This window comes from Bacteroidota bacterium (assembly GCA_016699695.1).
Classification (GTDB): domain Bacteria; phylum Bacteroidota; class Bacteroidia; order Bacteroidales; family UBA10428; genus UBA10428.
Genome location: CP065006.1, coordinates 2,362,332 through 2,382,210, shown reverse-complemented (window position 1 = coordinate 2,382,210; position 19,879 = coordinate 2,362,332). Strand labels below are relative to the sequence as shown.

The following is a 19,879-nucleotide window of genomic DNA, read 5'->3' as shown; positions in this document are numbered from 1 at the left end:
AATACGTTCCAAAATAAAGCATTCTCTTCTCAGTATAAAAGCGCTATGTGCAAATTCTCTGCATTATTATTTATAATTATTCTTGATTACAACACGAATTAGCGCTACAAAAGAATTCTTTTTAATTTTATTGACAATTGAAAATTCATGAAATTATGAAAGTTAGAAAAGCACAAATCGATGATTTTTTCGCCGGAAAACATATAGCCATAGCCGGAGTATCACGTAACCCGAAAAAATTTGGTCATGAAGTGTTCAAAGAATTATTAAAAAATGGATATGACATCCTTCCTATTAATCCAAATGCAGAAAAAATTAATGGTCACCATTGCTATGCATCTGTAGAAACATTGCCTGCGGATGTAGATAGTTTGCTGATAGTTACGCCAAAATTCGAAACTGACCAGGTGCTGCGCAGTGCCCTCAATAAAGGGATAAAGAATATTTGGGTGCAGCAAATGTCTCATACCGATAGCACCTTAAAAATTGCCGAAGAATTTGAGAAAGAGATCATACATAACAAATGCATTTTCATGTTTGCAGAACCGGTGAAGGGAGCACATAAAATTCACCGTGTGATTATGAAACTTTTTGGTCAGTTGCCGGGATAATCTGCTTATTCGGACAAAAATGCCTTGCTTTTTTTTGTAACAAGACTAAACCATAAAGTTTAATTCTGGCGAATAAAGATCAAGCTTTCATCATTGTCCGTAAAGTCTCCATCGCCATTCTCATCGGTGCCACACACAAGTGTATTGCCATTTAGTTCGAAATGAAATGACTCCCAAAACTCAAACAGGTCGTAAAATTCATCGCCCGGAGAATACCACATGACAGAATCGTAAAACTCATTCGACATAAGATCAACAAGCTGAGAACCAAATTGATTGGGTGAAGGAAAAAGATAATCATTATCCACAGTAAAAGTACCCTTCGCAGCGGCAGCTACGGTAAAAACATTTTCTACCGGATAATCCACTTGCCAGTAAAATTCAAAGGTGCCATTGAGTTCATCGTTTTTACTAAAAACCCACCAAAGTTGTTCGGTAGGTATTTCGCCTTCGCGAAGTGTTTCATTCAACCAGCTACCAACAAGCTTGTCGGGAATCTGGTTGTGAGGATCCTCAGCTTCCTTTTTATCGCAAGACAACACAATAAAAAGACACAAAATGAAAGCAACAAATAACTGTTTCTTCATGGTTATGGTCTTTTTTGTTTGGTTAGATAAAGGTACAACGCATGCAAACTGAAGTCAACGAAATGCATTGAATTAAGAGTTTAAAGAATGAACTAATTGAAGAGTCTGTTTTTATGATTTTTGCAAAGAATAATTAAAAAAATAGACTCGAATGCATCATCTTTTGATAACGAATTAGTTTATAAGCATCTGGCTGATAATAATTTTTTGTATTTTGGCGATGAAATAACAAATAGACATGGAAGAACCAACGAAAAAATCTACTCCTTCAACAGAAAAGAAACCTGTCAAGAAAGCAACCCCGACAGCGAAAAAACCAGCCACAGCAGCCAAACCTGCAACATCGAAAGCAATTAAGACTGCCAAGCCAGCCCCAGCAAAAGCTAAAAAGCCAGCAACAAAAAAGGCTGTTACCCCAAAAGCAACTGCCAGCAAAGTATCATCAGCAAAAAAGTCGGCTGTAAGCAAGGCAGCAAGTTCGCCTTCAGAAAAGAAAATGATTGCCGCTAAAAAACCTGCTGCCAAGAAAAGCACAGCTCCAATTTCAGCAGCCAGTAAAACAAAGACTCAAGCACCTGCTCCAGAAGTAAAAAAGAAGGAAGAAAAAGTAATCACAGCAAGCTTAAAGGTCGAAAAGATTAACAAGAAAATTGAAAAAGCTAAAAAGAAAGATGCCGGAAAAAGCGTGCTGTCCCAATTGAAAGAAAAGTTGGAAAAAGCCCTTAAAAAATTGAAAAGACGCGAGGAAAAACTCAATAAAAATTAATTCCTGCTTTTTATTTTTCATCCCATCTGGCCAGGGATCTGCTATTCGAAAAAAAGTAAATTAAAAAGAGAATTTCATTCTCTGCTTTAAAATGCTTTTTGTCTGGTTTTTAGCGTACATTTTCTTTCTATCTTCGTGGCAATTTTAAATAAAACAGAAAATGTACAGAACTCATACTTGTGGCGAACTAAGCCTTTCTGATGTAGGAATAGTAGTTACATTAAGCGGATGGGTGCAGCGTTCGCGCGATTTGGGCGGAATGACCTTTGTGGATCTACGCGACCGATATGGTATCACCCAGCTTGCCTTTAACCTCGAAACCAATGCCAGCCTTTGCGAACAGGCCCGAAAACTTGGCCGCGAATTTGTAATTCAAGCCACCGGCAAAGTAGAGGAACGGCAAAGCAAAAATTTAAAAATTTCTACTGGCGAAATTGAAATTGTTGTGCAGGAATTAAAGGTGCTGAACAAATCGGAAGTGCCTCCCTTTACCATCGAAAACGACACAGACGGTGGTGAAGAAATACGAATGAAATACCGCTACATCGACCTACGTCGCGAATCGATGCGTAAAGCCCTGGAACTTAGGTCGAAAATGGCTATTGAAACCAGAAACTATCTGAGTGCAGAAAAATTTATCGAGGTAGAAACTCCGGTGCTTATTAAATCAACGCCTGAAGGAGCACGCGACTTTGTGGTTCCTTCGCGGATGAACAACGGACAGTTTTACGCGCTGCCTCAATCACCTCAAACCTTTAAGCAATTGCTGATGGTGGCCGGTTTCGACCGCTATTTTCAGATAGTAAAATGCTTTCGCGACGAAGACCTGCGCGCCGACCGCCAACCCGAGTTTACTCAAATCGACTGCGAAATGGCTTTTGTAGAGCAGGACGATATACTCAATACTTTTGAAGGACTTATCAGGCACCTTTTCAGAAGCGTACAACACGAAGAATTTGAAGGCCCCTTCCCAAGGATAAGTTATGCCTATGCCATGGAAAACTATGGCAATGACAAACCTGATATACGTTTCGGAATGAAACTGAAAGAAATCAGCGCACTCGTAAAAGGCAAAGGTTTCCAGGTATTTGACGGAGCAGAATACGTAGGTGGACTTTGCGCAGAGGGTTGTGCTGCCTACACACGCAAACAACTCGATGAGCTAACTGCCTTCGTAACCAAGCCACAAGTAGGCGCCAAAGGTCTGGTTTGGGTAAAATACAACGAAGATGGTAGTCTGAAATCGACAGCGGATAAATTTTATACCGAAGATGACCTGAAACAGTGGGCCAAATTCTTTGATGCTAAACCCGGTGACCTGATGCTTATTCTGGCCGGAGTCAAAGAAAAAACCCTGAATGCACTCAGCGAGTTACGCCTCGAAATGGGAAATCAGCTTGGCCTGCGCAATAAAAACACCTATGCCCCATTGTGGGTTCTCGACTTTCCTTTGCTTGAATGGGACGAAGAAACCAAGCGTTTTCACGCCAAACACCATCCGTTTACGTCTCCAAAAAACGAAGACATAAAACTGATGGAAACTAATCCGGCTGCAGTAAGGGCGAACGCCTACGACATGGTAATTAATGGAGTGGAAGTTGGAGGCGGATCCATTCGTATACACGACCGCCTGCTTCAGAAGCAAATGTTTAAGCTATTAGGCTTTACCGACGAGGATGCTCAGAATCAATTTGGCTTTTTAATGAATGCCTTTACGTTTGGTGCCCCTCCGCACGGAGGTATTGCCTTTGGTTTCGACCGCCTAGTTTCGCTATTCGCCGGTCTCGATTCGATACGCGATGTAATTGCATTTCCGAAAAATAATTCAGGCCGCGACATTATGATCGATACACCCTCAGAAATTGGTAAAGAAGCTCTCGACGAACTATCGCTTCAAGTAGTAAAAAAGAAATAGGAAATAATAATCCATTACCAATCCGGGTGACTGAAAAAAATCTTGTCATCCGGATTTCTTTATATCAGAGAGTATTGAATTTAATAAATAACATATTTTATTCGGCGAACATAAATACTCATTTAGACCTTCTTTTTCTTTATCCAGCAAGTTTATTTTTACTGTATTCTGGCCACTACTTACATTAGGCGAATAAAATCTACCCACTATGAAAAAAGTAATTCTATTTGGCCTATTACTATCAGCTTTATATTTAGGCCTAAATGCCCAGGACGAATTAAAACAAACCATTCGCGGAACAGTGACAGATGCAGTTACCGGTTTTCCCCTGATTGGAGCGAACGTAATAATCGGGAACGCCACTGAACCAATAGGCACGACTACAGACATGAATGGCCAGTTCGAATTGAAGAACATAGCCATAGGACGCCACAACATTGAAGTCAGTTACATCGGTTACCAAAGCCAGTTAATCAATAACCTGCTGCTTACATCAGCTAAAGAATCTGTGGTGACTGTTCAACTCCACGAAAATGCCATTGAAGTAGAAGAGGTTGTGGTAATTGCCGGAAAACGCAAAGACGAAACGCAAAACGAAATGGCCATGGTAAGTGCCCGTACTTTTTCGGTCGAAGAAACAGAACGTTTTGCCGGAAGCCTGGGAGACCCTGCACGCATGGTAGCCAACTATGCCGGGGTAATGACCCAGAACGATTCGCGCAACGACATTATCATCCGCGGCAACTCGCCCAGTGGGGTTTTATGGCGGATGGAAGGTATTGAAATTGCCAATCCAAACCATTTTGGTGCTCAGGGTACTACAGGAGGCCCCGTAAGCATGGTGAACAATAACCTGCTGACCAACTCCGATTTTTTAACCGGGGCCTTTCCGGCAGAATATGGCAATGCCTTGGCCGGAGCATTTGATTTGAACCTACGCTCTGGAAACAACCAGGTCCATGAATTCCTAGGGCAGGTAGGCTTTAACGGTTTCGAACTGGGGGCCGAAGGACCCATAAATATTGGAAAGGGAAAAGTAAAACCATCGTACCTTGCAAACTTCCGTTACTCCACCATGGAGGCTATGAATATGTTAGGCTTTAGTTTTGGTACAGGGGCCGCTATACCCGATTACAAAGATTTTACCATGCTCATAGATATTCCGGGAACAAAATTGGGCCGGTTTAAGGTATTCACCCTTTGGGGCGACAGCTTTATCGACCTGGGTAGAGACCTAAGCGACAGCGTAAGCAACTCGTATAACCTGAGAGGAATGGCTACTGATTTCGGTTCGGGCCTTTGGGTAAGCGGACTCAGCAACACCTATTATGTAAATAAAGATATCAGGCTGAAAACTACAGTTTCTTACCAGACAACCTACTCCAAAGCCAAAGTCGATTCAGCGCATTACGATACTGAATCATTCACGAATTACTTTGGTTCAGAAGAAACTGAAGGAAAACTAAGCTTTTCGACCCAGTTCAGGCATAAATTAAATGCCAAAAACAATTACAGCATAGGATTTATTGGCGACTATTATACTATAAATTACATCGACAGTGTATTGCTTTACGACGAATCGAGGTTTATCGAAACCCTCAATATCGATGACAAGTTGCAGTTATACAGGGCTTATGGACAGTGGCAACACAATTTTAGCAACAACTTTACAGCTTACCTGGGGCTGCATACCCAATACTTGCCGCTGAATGACGAAGTGACCCTTGAACCAAGAGCCTCGGTGCGTTGGAATTTTACGAGAAATCAAAGCATAAATGCTGGCATTGGAAAGCACAGCCAGATGCAAAGCCGATCGACCTACTTTGTTCAATCTGAGAACCTACAAACAGGAGAGTACTATTTAACCAACACCAACCTGAAGTTCTCGAAAAGTAACCACTATGTGTTAGGGTATAATAACTTGCTTACACCAGATTTCAGAATAAAACTTGAAACCTATTACCAGGAGTTATACGATATACCTGTGAAGGAAAACTTCCCGGAATTTTCGACACTCAATACTGGTGATAATTTTGGTGGGCCTGCCGAAGATAGCCTTGTAAACGAAGGTACTGGGCGCAATTATGGATTGGAATTGACAGTGGAAAAATTTCTGAGTCGTGGATTTTATACCCTCTTTACTGCTTCGGTATTCGACTCGAAATACCAGGGCTACGATAAAGTTTGGCGAAACACTGCATTTAACGGAAAATACGTTTTTAACCTTTTAGGTGGCTATGAGTACAAGATAAGCAAACGCGGAACATTTACTTTCGACCTAAAAACTGTGTGGGCAGGCGGGAAACGTTATGTGCCTGTAGATTTGGAAGAATCGGAATTGATGGGAGAAGATGTGCGCAATTGGACAAAAGCCTACGAGAACAAATTCGACGACTATTTCCGCACCGATCTTCGGTTTGGATTTAGACTGAACGGAAAAAAGCTAAGCCAGGAGTGGGCCATAGATTTGCAGAATGTATTTAATTATCAGAGCGTATTTATGGAATTTTACGACCCCAATGAGAATGAGATTTATTATGTATATCAGCAAGGTTTTCTTCCAATGTTTCTCTATCGCATTAACTTTTAAACTAATTTGTCGGTTAAATGGCATTTGGTAAAAAGAACCCTATGGTAATATTGATCCGCTTTTAAAGTATGAAAAAAGAGAAACTGAAATACCCACTTTTTATTATCCCATTAGTGGGTATTCTCATTTGCCTTATTTTTCCGAACCACCACGAGCAAGAAAATAAATCTCAGCTTTATGTAATGCTTCACTCTGTAATTATTACTTCCGGCATTTGGGCTGGCGTGTTAAGCATTGTAATTTTTCTATGGAAAAAATACCCCTGGGAACGTTACCCTTTAAAGCACCTGATTATTGAAATTATTCTTGTACTGATTTATACTAATAGCTTTGCCATAGGTCTTTTTTACATAGAACGTGCGTTAGGTATTCTTAAAGAGGTAGAAAATTTATATAGAGATATCATATTCACCAACCTCATCACTTTTCTGATTACGGCTATACACGAGGCGATAGAGTTTTACTCGCAATGGAAAATACACTTTTCGAAATCGGTTAAGCTCGAAAAAGACAACATCGAAGCACGATACGAATCGCTAAAATCGCAGGTTAACCCGCATTTTTTGTTCAACAGCCTCAACAGTATCAGTCACCTGGTGCATGAAAATCAGCCTGCCGTGGATTATATCCAGAACCTCTCTGACTTTCTGCGCTACACATTAAAAAGTCGCGATACAGAGTTGGTGTTGGTGCGTCACGAAAGCGAAATGCTTGAAAAATACCTTCAGCTGCAAAAGGTTCGCTTTGGTGAGAACTTAAAAATCGAAATGGATGTGCCTGAAAAGTATTTTCACTATGCGTTGCCGCCACTGGTACTCCAAATGCTTATCGAAAACAGCCTGAAGCACAACATCATTTCAAAAGAAGATCCCTTGATTATTAAGGTGCAGGCCAGAAATCAGGTAATAATTGTTGAAAACAACCTGCAGCGCAAAAATCCTGAATTTTCAACCGGACAGGGTATTAAAAATATCATCGAGCGCTACCGCTTTTTTACCGAAAGGGAAGTGGAAATAATCGAAACTCCCTCTATATTTAGGGTAATAATTCCCTTGTTGCTTGTCGAATTATGATTACAACCCTTATTATTGAAGATGAACAACCAGCAGCCCTTCGATTGGAGAAGCTACTCAAGGAAATTAGTACCGACATAGAAATTGTTGATAGGTTAGACAGCGTAAAAGCATCGGTAAGCTGGTTAAAAACGCATACACATCCCGACCTGGTAATGCTGGATATTCAATTGGCCGATGGAATAAGCTTCGACATTTTTAAGCAAATACAATTGGATAGCTTTGTAATCTTCACCACTGCCTATGACGAGTTTGCCATAAAAGCATTTGAATTGAACAGCATCGATTACCTTCTAAAACCCATCGATAAATCGAAGCTGGAAGCAAGTTTGAAAAAGTTTGAAAGAATGCGGTTGGTTTCGCCGGTAATTTCGATGGATGCCTTGATCAATACACTCTCGTCGAGAATTACACAATTTAAGAAACGTTTCGCGGTAAGTGTGGCAAACAAAATTAAATCGATCGAAACAGCTGAAATAAGCTTCTTTCAATCATCCGAAAAAAGTACTTTTCTGAATACCCGCGAAGGCAGGAGCTTTGCCATTGACTATTCGCTGGAAAAGCTTGAAGAACTCCTGAATCCTGAAGAGTTTTTCCGGATTAACAGGCAAACCATGGTGGCATTTCGTGCTATTGAGAAAATGAATATCCTTTCGAAAAGTCGCATCCAACTTTACCTCGAAGGTTCCAAAGAAGAATTTTTGGTAAGTACAGCGAAATCGCACACATTCAGGCTTTGGTTAGATAAATAAGCCCCACAATCTTTACTCTGGTTAAAACGAATACCCCACTAACAGCGATATTTCTCTTCCTTTGTAAGGCAACACATCGTAATTTCCATCGTACCAGGTTGTTGCCACATTCAGCCTTTCGTTGAGTAGGTCATGCACGCTCAGTTGAAGTTTTAACCCGGGCAACAGGTTGTTCACTACAAGGCCGGCACCAAAAATGACCTGTGCATCGATTTCTTTGCTGGTTCCATTTCCATTGTAAGCCCATTTTTCGCTAGTATACATGGCGTTGGCACTAGCGGCAATTTTGGGGGTAATTTGGAAAGTATGGTTCGTATAGAGTTTTATATCTGGTACCGATAGAAGTTCAAGCCGCGTAGGGTACCCTGACTGATTGTCGGGTGTGATGTAAGTATCTCCTCCTTTCGGATCCTCGTAACTGTAGGCATAAGGATTATTATGGGAAAAGAAAAAAGGTGAGATATGTGAATAATTGAGCAAACCACGGTACTTTTTTCCCTGGTAACGTGCTTCGAATTCTAACCCACCAGTACTGATTTTACCACCGTTATCGGAATACAAATCGCCATTGAGGTAATTGTATCTGAATTCAATGATGCTATCGACCCACTGGTGATAGGCATTTATTTGCAGCATTAATTTACTAAAAAGTTTAATCCCCACTTCTGCTTCAAGAATCTGGGTTGTTTCAGCACCTACACCAGAGCCAATGCGGGAAAACATATTGGTATCCGGATTTATTCCATAGCGGCTAAAAGCATTGTTACCCACCTGGGGTGCACGAAAAGCACTGCTGTATAGCATTTTGGCATTGATGGTTTTACCAGAAAGAGTTACCCCTGCTTTTGGGTTAAAGCGAGAACCATACAATTCGTTGATATCGTATCGCATGCCGGCTACAAAAAAGAGTTTGTAGAGCTCGAGCGATAACTTCTGTTTTACCTGGGCAAAAAAGGCTCCGTTGGAAATCAGAATCTGGTCTTTCCCCTCCTCGTTGATTGACTTGCGTAAAAAATCTACCGGATTGGACGGGACGGGCCTGATAATTTTTGAATAATCGCCAGCATATTCTCCTCCGGCAATAATTTCGGTACCATTCGATTGATACAAGCCATAAAGTGTAGGTTTGAATCGCTGTGTTACTACTTCTTCCCGCACCACATCGCGTTTATAAGGAAAACTGTAATGATAATTCAACACAGGTACCAATTGTAATTTCTGTCCTACATGAAACGCGTGCTTTAATTCAATTCCAATGGTTGAATAGGTGTATTCCACTTTGCGTGCAGCTGTGCCCTCTTCGATGCTTTTGTAAATGCGGTCAGTGTCAGAAGAATCTGCCATAAGCGTATCAACCGAGAATTTTCGCACCTGCTTGTTTTTATATTGGTTCAAAACAAACTTAAACTCAGTATTGTTTCTGAATACTGCGCTTCCTGTAAGGTTTACCGAGGATAAACCAGCCGATGCTTCATTGTGCAAAAAAGTGGCGTTATCGCCTATATAAGAAGCCATGGCATCGCTGCGACGCGCTTTCCCAGCAAAACCCAGTAAAGAAAGTTCTGTATCGCCCACCTTTTTAGCAGCAGAAAAACCTAAATCGTAGTGTCCATATGTAGAAGGCAGCCAGCCTGCGCGTGCAGCAACAGTGAGTCCATCTTTTTGATTTTTGACATGGGTAACAATATTGATCACAGCCAACTCGGCAGTACCTCCATACATTACCGAACCGGGCCCGCGGATAATTTCGATGCGTTCCACCAGATGCACCGGTAACTCGTTGCCTAATACAAAGGAGCCAAAATACAAATCGGACAATTGCAATCCGTCTATCATAATCAGAGTGCGGCCTTCGAAGCCATACAAGCCGCGGCTGGTAAAAGTGGTATAATCGTCATCTTTTGCAATATTCATTCCGGGCACCATATTTAGCACATCCACCAGGTCGCGACAGTGATTGTCTTCTATATCCTGCCTGGTAATTATGGTAAGTATGCTGGCAGATTCGGAGCTCTTTTCGGGATTTTTGGAAGCTACCGAAACCTGAATGTTCAACAGCTCTTCAAGTGTTAGGTTAAAAAGGGTATCCATATCTTGTGAGCGGACAGTTGGAACTATTGAAAACAAGGCTATTGCTAACAGGAGAGTTTTGAGGGGATGTATTTGGAATTCCTTGTTCATTCTTTTAAATGTGGTGAGGTTAGAATCGGTAGGCCGCTTTTCTCAGGGCTTCCAATGATTTAATAGGACTTGGTGGATTTAATTCGCCAGCCAGGAATTTGTAAATTTTCACCCTTATTTCCAGCGCGGTGCGCGTATCGTAAGTTGAATACAACCAATAAAATCAATTTGCTCATTCCATTCAGAATAGATTAGCTTAAGTTATTAATTATCATCGAATATAACAAAAGGTTAAAGAGTGGAACTGCTATTTTTATCCGGACAGTAAGTTAAGCTAAAATGCTTAATTTAACGGATATGAGACAAAGAAGAAGATTTGATCGTGAGTTTAAACAGATGGTTATTGAACTCAGTTATAATCGGGAAGACATATCTGCACTGGCATCCGAACTGGATATAAGTGCCGATCTGATCTACCGATGGCGAAGAGAGGCAGAGCTTCATAGAGGTGCGAGCTTTCCTGGTCAGGGCAATAAGATTCTGACCGATGAGCAAAAAGAAATCGCAAGATTAAAGAAAGAGCTTCGTGATGCACAGCTAGAGCGCGACATCTTAAAAAAAGCTGTAAGCATTTTCTCCAAGAACGATGGCAAATATTCCAGTTTATAAGGTTAAATGACTCCATATTTCCCATTGAGAAGATGTGTAAAGTATTAAAAGTAAGCAGGAGTTCATATTACAGTTGGCTGATTCGTAAGCCCGGGAAGCGGGATATCGAGAACGAAGATTTATCAAATCGCATAAAAAGGATTTACGAGTTCAGCAAAAAGACCTATGGCAGCCCCAGGGTTACAATAGCACTTTTGGAAGAAGGGATCCCTGTGTCAAGACAAAGAGTAGCCCGGTTAATGAAAAAACAACATTTGCAGAGCATTATTCGTAAGAAGTGGGTTGTTACAACTGACTCCAGACATCATTACCCTGTGGTGGAAAATAAGCTCAATAGAGACTTTACGGTGACCAGAAGAGCGCAGGTGTGGGTGTCGGATATCACTTATATTAAAACCTGGCAAGGGTGGCTCTATTTGACGGTTATAATAGATCTTTATGATAGAAAAGTAATTGGTTGGGCATTTAGCAGATCTTTAAAGGCAATTCATACAACCATTCCGGCCTGGATGATGGCGGTCAGGAACCGCCCTATAACCCAGGTGCTTATTTTTCATTCTGACCGTGGTGTTCAATATGCCTGCAATGAGTTTAAAGAATTACTCGCATCCTACAAACTTGTCGAAAGAAGCATGAGCCGTAAAGGGGATTGTTGGGATAACGCTGTTGCTGAAAGTTTCTTTAAGACACTGAAAGTTGAGCTTGTTTATCAAAACAGTTTTAAAACTTTCGAAGAAGCTCAATTGTCTGTATTCGAATACATTGAGGCATGGTATAATGTAAACAGGATTCATACGACAATAAAAACATCAATAAGAAACAAAAAAGAGATTTTAATAAATCAATTAGTGGCTTAATAAAATGTCCGGAAAACTATTGCAGGATCAAAGCTACAGTGCAAAAAATACCCTAAATTCGACCCAAATTTGCAAATTGAGTGAACAATCAAACCATTCCCCGTAATGCCTACCCTGCCCTTTTTTCTGGCTTAATGTTGCTGGGGGTATCACCCATACTCATTAAGCTGGCAGATGCACCAGGCATAATAACCACTTTTTACCGTATGCTTATTGGTGCTCTGGCACTTACCCCAATCTTTCTGGTGGCCTTTTTTCGCGGTAAACTCCTCCTGCCGCGGCGAGGTATGTTGTTTGCAATACTGGCGGGCGTATTTTTAGCCACCGATATGGCATTCTGGACAAGCGGCATCATGGCCAGTAATGCTACCCTTCCTACACTTACAGGCAACCTGGCTCCTATTTGGGTTGGCATAGGCGCTATTCTTTTTTTTAAGGAAAAACAGAATGTCTGGTTCTGGGTTGGGGTAATATTGGCAGTAATTGGCGTAATGTGCCTCATCGGGAAAGACATTCTCTCTCCTGGGGCAACGCTGAAAGGTATCGTCTATGGACTATTTGCAGGTATTTTTTACAGTGGGTACCAGTTATGCACCCAACCTGGTCGAAAACACCTCAACACCCTTGCCTTTTTGTACCTCAGCACAGTAGCTACTACGGTAACTTCCTTTATTTACGCCTTGTTTTTTCAACTCGAATTTACCGGGTATTCCACCCAAACATGGGGGTACTGGCTGGCTATGGGCTTAGGAATTCAGGTTGCCGGTTGGTTCATGATTAATTATTCGCAAGGGCATTTACCGGCTTCGGTTGTATCTCCCACCCTGCTGGGCCAACCGGTAATGACAGCCATTATTGCCACTTTTATGTTAGGCGAAATTTTTTCACTCTGGCAAATTACCGGAGGCATTGTTATCGTAGGGGGAATTTACCTGGTGCATTTCACACGCGGCAAATGAAGCTCCCCGCATAAAGCTGACGGGGTATCTGTAAAGGATTTTATTTTATTCGCCTCAATAGGCGGGGTATTTACCCGCGTACCCGCTTTCAAATAAAGTGTTTACAAACCGGAGCTGAAGGATACTAATTTTTGGGTGAAACTTCTCCACGAAAGTTCTTCTTTCAATTTCCTGATATTGCTCCGGAATTTTTCGGGTTGGCCTGCCGAAAAATAATCTTTCAGCGCCTGAGCAATCAAGCCTGGTTCGCAAGCCTCGGCAATAATTCCTGTTTCGTTATGTTTCACAATTTCATGCAAGCCACCCACTTTGGTAGCAACCAGTGGCAATTCGAAATGATACGATATGGATGTAATTCCGCTTTGCGTAGCCGATCGGTAGGGCAACACACACACATCGGCTGCCGAGAAAAATACAGGCACTTCTTCGTCGCCTATGTAGCGGTTAAAGAGATATATGTTGTTTTTCAAGGATGAACTTTGAATGAGTAGCCGGTATTTTTCAAAATCATCATAAGCCTCCCCGGCAATGACAAGTTGATAGGAATCGTCGAGCTTTTCGAATGCCTGCAAGAGTACATCAAGGCCTTTGTATTTTCTGATGATTCCAAAAAATAAGAGTGTCTTTTTCCCGGATTTCAACCCAAGCAGGGACTGGGCTGCAAGCTTATCGACTTTAGCTCCGAAGTGGTCGTAAAGCGGATGTGGCAAATAGGTATAGCGGGCATCGGGTTTCAGACTAAGCAAATCGGCAGTTACCGAATGGCTCATGGACACAAAACCTTTGTTGCGTTTTAAAAAGTACTTGGTAAATGCTGTATCAAAAAACCGCTTTTCGTGTGGAATTACATTGTCGAGTATGGTAATAACTTTGCAATGTTTTTTCATGCTTCCAGCAACAAAGCCCAGCGATGGCCCAAAAAAGGACATCCAATACTTCATGATAAGCAGGTCGGGCTGAAATTTTTTAATCGCCCGTGCTGCAGAGTAATAAGAAATTGGATTGATAGTATTTAACACCCGATGGCTTTCAATTTGAATTGCCTTGTCAGCCTCGGTGACATATTGCGTTTCACCGGGGAACAAAAAACCAGGATATTGAACAGAAAAGGTAAAAGCCTTCACCTCATGCTCTTTTTCAAGTTCCTTGTAAATGGAGGCATTAAACTGGGCAATACCACCACGATAAGGGTAAAAAGTAGAAAGCAGGGCTATTTTCATATCAGGTGTTTTAACGATTCGAGAGCTTCGAAGGCTGTTTCAGGCAACAGGTCGTGCATGCAGTTTCTTTCTCGCTTGCAGGTATTGCCGTAAAAACAGTCGCAGCCAGACGAAGGCTCAACAATTACACCACGCTTATAAAGTTCAAATTCGTGCTTGTTAAAAATGTTGTTGAACAGCACCATGGGCTTCTTTAATCCGGTAGCTATGTGCATCATCATTGATACCTGGGTTACAATGGCATCGCAGTTCGAAGTAAGTGCAATAAATTCTGCGAGCGAAAAAGTACCCGGATAAAAAGCTCCTGTGGCTTCAGACAGGGAGCGGTTCTGAGAGTCTTCTGCAGGGCCTCCAAGCAACACAGGGTAATACCCAGCACGGGTCAACAAGCCAATAAACGAAATCCAATAATCTTTGGGCCACAGGCGTGTTTTCCAACGTTCGCCGCAACCGGTGTTAAGTCCTATAATCTTTTTGCTACCCGCCTGTACCTTCAACACTTCCCATTTTTGAGCATACTCCTGGTTGTAATTAAGCAGGTAAGGCTCACCCTGAAAATCCAAATGACAGATTTCAAAAATCTCTTCGAGGTAGCTTTTGGTATTTTCTTTTGATACACCATCGAAAAGACCGGTAACAATTTTATGCTGTGCGGCAGGGGTTGCGGCATCGAGATGATTGTTGTTTAAAATAAACCCATACTTTTCGCTGGCAGAAACTTCAGCAAGCAAAGCAATGGCCTCGGGGTCTTTGTCGAGGTTAATGGCAATATCGAACCGACTGTTTTTTATTTTGTAGTACGAAAGGAAATCGAAAGTATAAATTTGGTTGATTTCTTCGGTAGGCAATACATCGGAAAAATGAGTAAGCCAGGTAATGTGGCATCCGGGATAAAGCTTGCGGTATTTTACCGCCAGGGGTGTAGAACGGATTACATCGCCGATGGCACCAAGCTTGATAATGAGTATTTTTTTTGAAAAAGGAAGGTATTCGTCACAACTGTTGCAGATTTTGTTTCTCAACTTATTGGGTTGACAGGGAATATGTCCCCTGAAGTACCTGCAATCGAACTTGATAGATTCGAACATAATGGCTTGATAGTTTTATGCCGCAAAGATAATTTTATTTCTGTGCTCTCGTAAAAATTGCTGTGGTTGGTTGCAGGAGAGCCAAAAAAGAAAAACAGCACTTCAGAAAGACAACTTCCACTAAGATTTAATCCCCTATAAAGAGAATTTTTAGTGGTTGCAGATAAGGATGAAGGACCTGCCTGTTGCCCTCGACAGCCACAGGCTGGAAACCACTTTCAATGGCAGCCATCACCTGACTGAGTTTTTCCTTCGCCATCTCTTTCTGGTCGGCTGTGAGGGTAGAATCGTTGTCGATGGTTCTCAAAGCATCCTGATATTCGGGCATTCCTTTTTCTTCGAGCATGATGGCAGCATAGCTTACTACAATGGTCCAGGTAATGGAAATCCATTCGGTGAAATCGGCATAGCCATGTTTCTGGACAAGGGTATTCCCTTCTTCGTATCCCTCGAGAGAGGCCACAAAGGCATCGAAATCGTTGCTAATGCCAATCTCATAACCATGCTGTTCGAAATCTGCTTTAATGGCAGGGTAGCTCGAAATAAACTTGTCGACATCGGAACTTTTCAATTCAACTTGCGGTTCAATGCTCTTCTGCGACCAAGCCAGACTAAAAGTGGAAAGTAACAATATCCCTAGTAATATTTTTGTGTTCATGATGTAGTATGGTATTGGATTAGTTCTACCGGTGAAGATAAAAAAAATGCCGGAAGTCATCGCTTTCTGATTAAAATATAGACGGCAGTATTTGGAGATAAAAATTAAAACCTGTTTCTTTAATTTGAAATATTTCTACCACTTAAATCCTTTTATTATGGAAGCTTCAAAAGTTGACATGTTTTTAATGACCCATAGCAAATTCTTCGAAAGCTATCAAATCCCAGCCATACGAGAACGCATGCTCGCTGCAGACGATTCAAGGTTTACTATGCTGCATTCAGCAGGATTTAAAGACCCTACCATTTCAATAATTGTTTCTTTATTTGCTGGAACATTTGGTATTGACCGCTTTATTATTGGCGATACCGGACTTGGAGTCGCCAAGCTTTTAACTTGTGGGGGCCTTTATGTATGGACCATTGTAGACTGGTTTTTAATCATGGGCCGTACGCGCGAGGTGAACATGGAAAAACTTCAAACCATTTTATAAAAGTGAATGAATAGGAACAGGTTGTATTTACTGGTAATGGCTTTTGCACTGGTCGGTTACAGCCTGGTTTTTTTTCAACTTTTTTACACAAACCCAGCCCAGGAGATAAGGAGCTTGTGTTTTTTTAAGGCAGTAAGCGGACAGCCTTGTCCTGCCTGCGGTACTACACGCTCGGTAAGTTTTTTGGCGCAAGGCAACTTAACAGCTGCTTTACTCACGAATCCCTTAGGGTTTATTGCAGCTTTATTGCTGATAGTAGCACCTGTAATGGTTATTTTCGATTACTTTCAGAAAAAAGACCGATTTTTAAAACTTTATGTGAAGGCTGAGACACTACTTAAAAAACCAACAATTACAGTCCTAGCCATTGCAATGGTGCTGGCAAACTGGATCTGGAACATAGTAAAACAATTATGATAGAAATAAAGGATTACCCTTATAAACCTAACGAAGCCGAAGCCGAAAAAGCTTCGAATGCCTACCTAATGTCGCTGGTGGCTATCATTGCCGGATTGCCACTACCAATAATCAACCTTATAGCTACCCTTATTTTCTTCCTGAACAACCTTAAAAGCAGCGGCTTTGTAAAGTGGCACTGCAAGCAGGCATTGTTTTCGCAACTAGGGGTTTTTTTAATGAACAGCACGGCCATTGTATGGGGTTTGAGCATAGTTTTTAAGGATAATCCGCTTACCAACAATTACATTGCCTATGTGATTACTGTGATTATTTTTAACATTCTTGAATTAACAGGCACCATCGTTGCTGCCATATACACTCGTAAAGGCCAGCATGTAGAATGGTGGTTTTTCGGCCCGATGGTTAACATTCTTCAAAAACAATAAAGCATGAATCTGAAGACACTTAGACAGTTTGTGATTTTATTCGGAGCATTTTTTCTTATTTGGTTTGCCCTGAGTCGCATTGAATTTATTAAACCAGAAACAACTGAAAAACTATCGAAACAAAAAGAAGAAACCCTTGGCAAACTATTTATCGATCAGGTACTCTCGCAAAACGACACCTGCAGGACCGATTCAGTAGTTTATACCATACGAAACCTGATGAAACACCTGTGCCGCAGCAACAACATCGATACACAATCAATCCAACTCCATCTTATACATCACTCTGAGATAAATGCCTATGCCTTACCGGGCAGGCACATAGTATTGCATTCGGCATTGGTGCAATACTGCAACAACCCGGAAGAACTCACAGCCGTGCTTGCACATGAAGTAGCCCATATCGAAAAAAACCATGTAATGAAAAAGCTTACGCGTGAGGTAGGAATAGCCCTATTAACAGCCGTAATAAGTGGTGGAAATAACGGCGAAATAGTTGGTGAAATGGTGCATACCCTTAGCTCCAACCATTACAGCCGCGAACTCGAAAGCGAAGCCGATGCAACAGCAATAAAATACCTTGTACAAGCGGGAGTAAATCCTCTGGGCTTGTCCGATTTCTTATTCCGTCTTTCGAAAGATCAGGATCAGCTCATTTCAATACCTTGGATCAGCACGCACCCTGAATCGAACAAAAGAGTAGCTGAAATACTCGAGCTTAGCCAGACAGAGCAATACACTGAGCAAGCTATAATTGATAGTGTAGCCTGGGCTTCAATAAAAAATATGCTGGCAACGGAAACGGAATACTAACCCTGGTAAGCAAATCCTGTTCAAATTAAAAAAGGCCAATAAACAGCCTATGGAACCCGAACTGTTTTCTCATGAATATTTTATGCAGCAAGCCCTTAAAGAAGCTATGCTGGCCTACGATCGTGATGAAGTACCTGTGGGTGCTATAGTGGTAGCCAACAATCGGATTCTGGCCCGCTCACATAACCTCACCGAAACCCTGAACGATGTAACTGCCCATGCTGAAATGCAGGCCATTACCGCAGCAGCCAATGCACTGGGTAGTAAATACCTCAACGAATGCAGCCTATATGTGAGCCTCGAGCCTTGTGTGATGTGCGCCGGTGCTTTGTTCTGGGCGCAGGTTGGTGAAATTGTTTTCGGGGCTTTCGATTCCAAACGCGGATACACCCTTATAAAACAAGGCCTCCTGCATCCAAAAACAAGAGTGGTGCAAGGAATTATGGCACAAGAAAGTGAAGCGCTTTTAAAGAGGTTCTTCCAAAAAAAAAGATAAGCTGTTTTCGTTCCCGCAACAAGAAAGGCTACATAAGGCCAAGCATTTTCTCCAAGGCATGGTATTCAACTCCATGCATCAACTTTAACTGTTTTACCTCTTCGAGCGCCGATTGATCAGGCTCAGAATCCGACTGATGCAGTACTCCTGCAATCATTACGTTTTTTGGGGTGTGCTCAGTAGAAATAAATTCAAAAACTTTTGTTTTATAAGCATACGCTTCCAGAATGCGTGCCCTGATAGCATCGGTAAGCATTTCTGCCTGACGCTCCAGGAGAATACCATGCCGGCTGATGAGTGATAAAATATTGGTAGGTTTAAGCTGTTGCCTTATTTGCTTGTGACAGCATGGGGCACACAGAATAACCTTTGCTTTTGCAGAAATGCCTTTAAAAATCGCCTCATCGGTAGCGGTATCGCAAGCATGTAGTGCAATAAGCATGTGAACATCCTCCACCGGAGTGTCTTTTATAATTCCCTGCTCGAAAACAATATCCTCAAATCCACACTTCTTTGCTATTGAATTACAGGCAATCACCAGTTCTGAGCGAAACTCAACCCCTGTTACATGAGCCTCGACTTTTCGGGTATTGATAAGGTAATCGTAGAGAGCAAAAGTAAGATATCCCTTTCCGGAACCCATATCCACTACCTTGAAAGGGCCTTCAATCTGTATAGAGCGCAGCATGGTATCGACAATTTCGATGTACTTGTTTATTTGTCTGAATTTATCGTTCATGCTCGGTTTAACCTTGCCGAGTGAATCAACCAAACCAAGAGCTTCGAGGTAACCACCAGATACCGGTTCAATCATCCGCACTTTTTGTTTGTCGTGCTGAAGATTTTGAACCTGAACCGTAGGGGGTTCATTTTTTATAAGCTTCGAAGTATCGTTTTTGTATTTGACAAGGTGCCAGACTTGCTGGCTGGTTTGAAGTTCTGCCTGTATCAAACTTTTTTCGATTAAATCTTTTATGGCTTCCAAAGCCTCCTCGAAAGTATAGTTTTTGGTTAAATCGCGTGTGGGATAACGATAAACAAAACTAAGCATCAAGCCCTTTTTAATCTGAACAGGTTTTATGCTCACAGATTTTAGCTCTTCTTTCTTGTTTCGCTTGTCCGATAGATTAAGCTTAATAAAGGACATATCGGCCAAAGAAGATTGAAGATGGGCTAAAAAAGCCTGATAGTTTTTATCGTTGTCCATGCTTACTGTATAAGTAATTAATAATTCGAATAATGTAGCGTGGTAAAAGTAGCTATTCTAAAGCAGAAACATCTTGTCATATGTTTTTAATACCCTTTTTCCCATTCGCAGAGCTTCATGTGTGTTTGATTGATTATTAGACTATGGCCCTTTCATTTT

General features: G+C 41.6%; 20 protein-coding genes. 13 read left to right on the top strand and 7 right to left on the bottom strand.

What is annotated here, in order from left to right; genetic code table 11:
• Positions 1–155 precede the first annotated feature (155 nt).
• Positions 156–611, top strand: a complete 456-nt coding sequence (locus IPM71_10100; GenBank protein QQS49963.1) for a CoA-binding protein — start codon at positions 156–158, stop codon at positions 609–611.
• Between the two features lie 59 nt (positions 612–670).
• On the opposite strand, the gene IPM71_10095 is transcribed toward IPM71_10100, so the two are convergent.
• A complete protein-coding gene (locus IPM71_10095) occupies positions 671–1,198 on the bottom strand; it encodes a hypothetical protein (GenBank protein QQS49962.1) in 528 nt (175 codons plus the stop codon).
• 174 nt (positions 1,199–1,372) lie between these two features.
• A complete protein-coding gene (locus IPM71_10090) occupies positions 1,373–1,723 on the bottom strand; it encodes a hypothetical protein (protein ID QQS49961.1) in 351 nt (116 codons plus the stop codon).
• Here IPM71_10090 and IPM71_10085 point away from each other — a divergent pair.
• From IPM71_10085 to IPM71_10065, 5 genes are all read left to right on the top strand, one after another.
• On the top strand, positions 1,695–1,964 hold the full coding sequence (locus IPM71_10085; protein ID QQS49960.1) for a hypothetical protein: 270 nt from the start codon (positions 1,695–1,697) through the stop codon (positions 1,962–1,964). The two genes, IPM71_10090 and IPM71_10085, sit on opposite strands and share 29 nt — an antisense overlap.
• Positions 1,965–2,124: 160 nt before the next feature.
• Positions 2,125–3,879 (top strand): aspartate--tRNA ligase, encoded by a 1,755-nt coding sequence (gene aspS / locus IPM71_10080; GenBank protein QQS49959.1) that lies wholly within the window; start codon positions 2,125–2,127, stop codon positions 3,877–3,879.
• A 208-nt stretch (positions 3,880–4,087) separates the two neighbouring features.
• A complete protein-coding gene (locus IPM71_10075; protein ID QQS49958.1) occupies positions 4,088–6,469 on the top strand; it encodes a TonB-dependent receptor in 2,382 nt (793 codons plus the stop codon).
• Between the two features lie 68 nt (positions 6,470–6,537).
• Entirely contained in the window at positions 6,538–7,542 is a 1,005-nt protein-coding gene (locus tag IPM71_10070) for a histidine kinase (GenBank protein QQS49957.1), read from the top strand.
• The gene (locus IPM71_10065) at positions 7,539–8,294 is read left to right on the top strand and encodes a response regulator transcription factor (GenBank protein ID QQS49956.1); all 756 of its coding nucleotides are present in this window, start codon (positions 7,539–7,541) and stop codon (positions 8,292–8,294) included. Before IPM71_10070 ends, IPM71_10065 begins: the two co-directional genes overlap by 4 nt.
• Before the next feature lie 21 nt (positions 8,295–8,315).
• Here the strand turns inward: IPM71_10065 and IPM71_10060 are convergent, their stop codons facing one another.
• The gene (locus IPM71_10060) at positions 8,316–10,475 is read right to left on the bottom strand and encodes a TonB-dependent receptor plug domain-containing protein (protein ID QQS49955.1); all 2,160 of its coding nucleotides are present in this window, start codon (positions 10,473–10,475) and stop codon (positions 8,316–8,318) included.
• A gap of 279 nt (positions 10,476–10,754) precedes the next feature.
• Between IPM71_10060 and IPM71_10055 the strand changes: the two genes are divergently transcribed.
• Positions 10,755–11,941 (top strand): IS3 family transposase gene (locus IPM71_10055; GenBank protein QQS49954.1). Its coding sequence is split into 2 segments (ribosomal slippage): positions 10,755–11,040 and positions 11,040–11,941, totalling 1,188 coding nucleotides; the frame shifts between segments, so codons are not numbered across the junction.
• Positions 11,942–12,021: 80 nt separating this feature from the next.
• The gene (locus IPM71_10050; GenBank protein QQS49953.1) at positions 12,022–12,900 is read left to right on the top strand and encodes a DMT family transporter; all 879 of its coding nucleotides are present in this window, start codon (positions 12,022–12,024) and stop codon (positions 12,898–12,900) included.
• 101 nt (positions 12,901–13,001) lie between these two features.
• Here the strand turns inward: IPM71_10050 and IPM71_10045 are convergent, their stop codons facing one another.
• The 3 genes from IPM71_10045 to IPM71_10035 form a co-directional block, all read right to left on the bottom strand.
• Positions 13,002–14,120, bottom strand: a complete 1,119-nt coding sequence (locus tag IPM71_10045; protein ID QQS49952.1) for a glycosyltransferase — start codon at positions 14,118–14,120, stop codon at positions 13,002–13,004.
• Complete coding sequence (locus tag IPM71_10040; GenBank protein ID QQS49951.1) at positions 14,117–15,208, bottom strand: glycosyltransferase family 9 protein; 1,092 nt, start codon at positions 15,206–15,208, stop codon at positions 14,117–14,119. Before IPM71_10040 ends, IPM71_10045 begins: the two co-directional genes overlap by 4 nt.
• A 127-nt stretch (positions 15,209–15,335) precedes the next feature.
• Entirely contained in the window at positions 15,336–15,866 is a 531-nt protein-coding gene (locus IPM71_10035) for a hypothetical protein (protein QQS49950.1), read from the bottom strand.
• A 157-nt stretch (positions 15,867–16,023) separates the two neighbouring features.
• On the opposite strand from IPM71_10035, the gene IPM71_10030 reads away from it, so the two are divergent.
• The 5 genes from IPM71_10030 to IPM71_10010 are packed head-to-tail and all read left to right on the top strand — an operon-like array spanning position 16,024 to position 18,513.
• Positions 16,024–16,359: a TM2 domain-containing protein gene (locus IPM71_10030; GenBank protein QQS49949.1), complete on the top strand. Its 336-nt coding sequence runs from the start codon at positions 16,024–16,026 to the stop codon at positions 16,357–16,359.
• 6 nt (positions 16,360–16,365) lie between these two features.
• On the top strand, positions 16,366–16,776 hold the full coding sequence (locus IPM71_10025) for a DUF2752 domain-containing protein (GenBank protein QQS49948.1): 411 nt from the start codon (positions 16,366–16,368) through the stop codon (positions 16,774–16,776).
• Complete coding sequence (locus IPM71_10020; protein QQS49947.1) at positions 16,773–17,204, top strand: DUF4870 domain-containing protein; 432 nt, start codon at positions 16,773–16,775, stop codon at positions 17,202–17,204. The genes IPM71_10025 and IPM71_10020 overlap by 4 nt, the downstream gene beginning before the upstream one ends.
• 3 nt (positions 17,205–17,207) lie before the next feature.
• A complete protein-coding gene (locus IPM71_10015) occupies positions 17,208–18,017 on the top strand; it encodes a M48 family metallopeptidase (GenBank protein ID QQS49946.1) in 810 nt (269 codons plus the stop codon).
• Positions 18,018–18,066: 49 nt separating this feature from the next.
• Positions 18,067–18,513, top strand: coding sequence for a nucleoside deaminase (locus IPM71_10010; GenBank protein ID QQS49945.1), 447 nt, complete (start codon positions 18,067–18,069; stop codon positions 18,511–18,513).
• A 28-nt stretch (positions 18,514–18,541) separates the two neighbouring features.
• Here the strand turns inward: IPM71_10010 and IPM71_10005 are convergent, their stop codons facing one another.
• Positions 18,542–19,720 carry an SAM-dependent methyltransferase gene (locus IPM71_10005; protein QQS49944.1) on the bottom strand — a complete coding sequence of 393 codons (1,179 nt, stop codon included), beginning with the start codon at positions 19,718–19,720 and terminating at the stop codon, positions 18,542–18,544.
• Positions 19,721–19,879: the final 159 nt, after the last annotated feature.

Bases quoted from the DNA above. Each gene is read 5' to 3' on its own strand.
- IPM71_10100 (QQS49963.1), top strand. From the start codon at position 156: ATGAAAGTTAGAAAAGCACAAATCGATGATTTTTTCGCCGGAAAACAT.
- IPM71_10095 (QQS49962.1), bottom strand. From the start codon at position 1,198: ATGAAGAAACAGTTATTTGTTGCTTTCATTTTGTGTCTTTTTATTGTG.
- IPM71_10085 (QQS49960.1), top strand. From the start codon at position 1,695: ATGATTGCCGCTAAAAAACCTGCTGCCAAGAAAAGCACAGCTCCAATT.
- aspS (QQS49959.1), top strand. From the start codon at position 2,125: ATGTACAGAACTCATACTTGTGGCGAACTAAGCCTTTCTGATGTAGGA.
- IPM71_10075 (QQS49958.1), top strand. From the start codon at position 4,088: ATGAAAAAAGTAATTCTATTTGGCCTATTACTATCAGCTTTATATTTA.
- IPM71_10070 (QQS49957.1), top strand. From the start codon at position 6,538: ATGAAAAAAGAGAAACTGAAATACCCACTTTTTATTATCCCATTAGTG.
- IPM71_10065 (QQS49956.1), top strand. From the start codon at position 7,539: ATGATTACAACCCTTATTATTGAAGATGAACAACCAGCAGCCCTTCGA.
- IPM71_10060 (QQS49955.1), bottom strand. From the start codon at position 10,475: ATGAACAAGGAATTCCAAATACATCCCCTCAAAACTCTCCTGTTAGCA.
- IPM71_10045 (QQS49952.1), bottom strand. From the start codon at position 14,120: ATGAAAATAGCCCTGCTTTCTACTTTTTACCCTTATCGTGGTGGTATT.
- IPM71_10040 (QQS49951.1), bottom strand. From the start codon at position 15,208: ATGTTCGAATCTATCAAGTTCGATTGCAGGTACTTCAGGGGACATATT.
- IPM71_10035 (QQS49950.1), bottom strand. From the start codon at position 15,866: ATGAACACAAAAATATTACTAGGGATATTGTTACTTTCCACTTTTAGT.
- IPM71_10030 (QQS49949.1), top strand. From the start codon at position 16,024: ATGGAAGCTTCAAAAGTTGACATGTTTTTAATGACCCATAGCAAATTC.
- IPM71_10025 (QQS49948.1), top strand. From the start codon at position 16,366: ATGAATAGGAACAGGTTGTATTTACTGGTAATGGCTTTTGCACTGGTC.
- IPM71_10020 (QQS49947.1), top strand. From the start codon at position 16,773: ATGATAGAAATAAAGGATTACCCTTATAAACCTAACGAAGCCGAAGCC.
- IPM71_10015 (QQS49946.1), top strand. From the start codon at position 17,208: ATGAATCTGAAGACACTTAGACAGTTTGTGATTTTATTCGGAGCATTT.
- IPM71_10010 (QQS49945.1), top strand. From the start codon at position 18,067: ATGGAACCCGAACTGTTTTCTCATGAATATTTTATGCAGCAAGCCCTT.
- IPM71_10005 (QQS49944.1), bottom strand. From the start codon at position 19,720: ATGGACAACGATAAAAACTATCAGGCTTTTTTAGCCCATCTTCAATCT.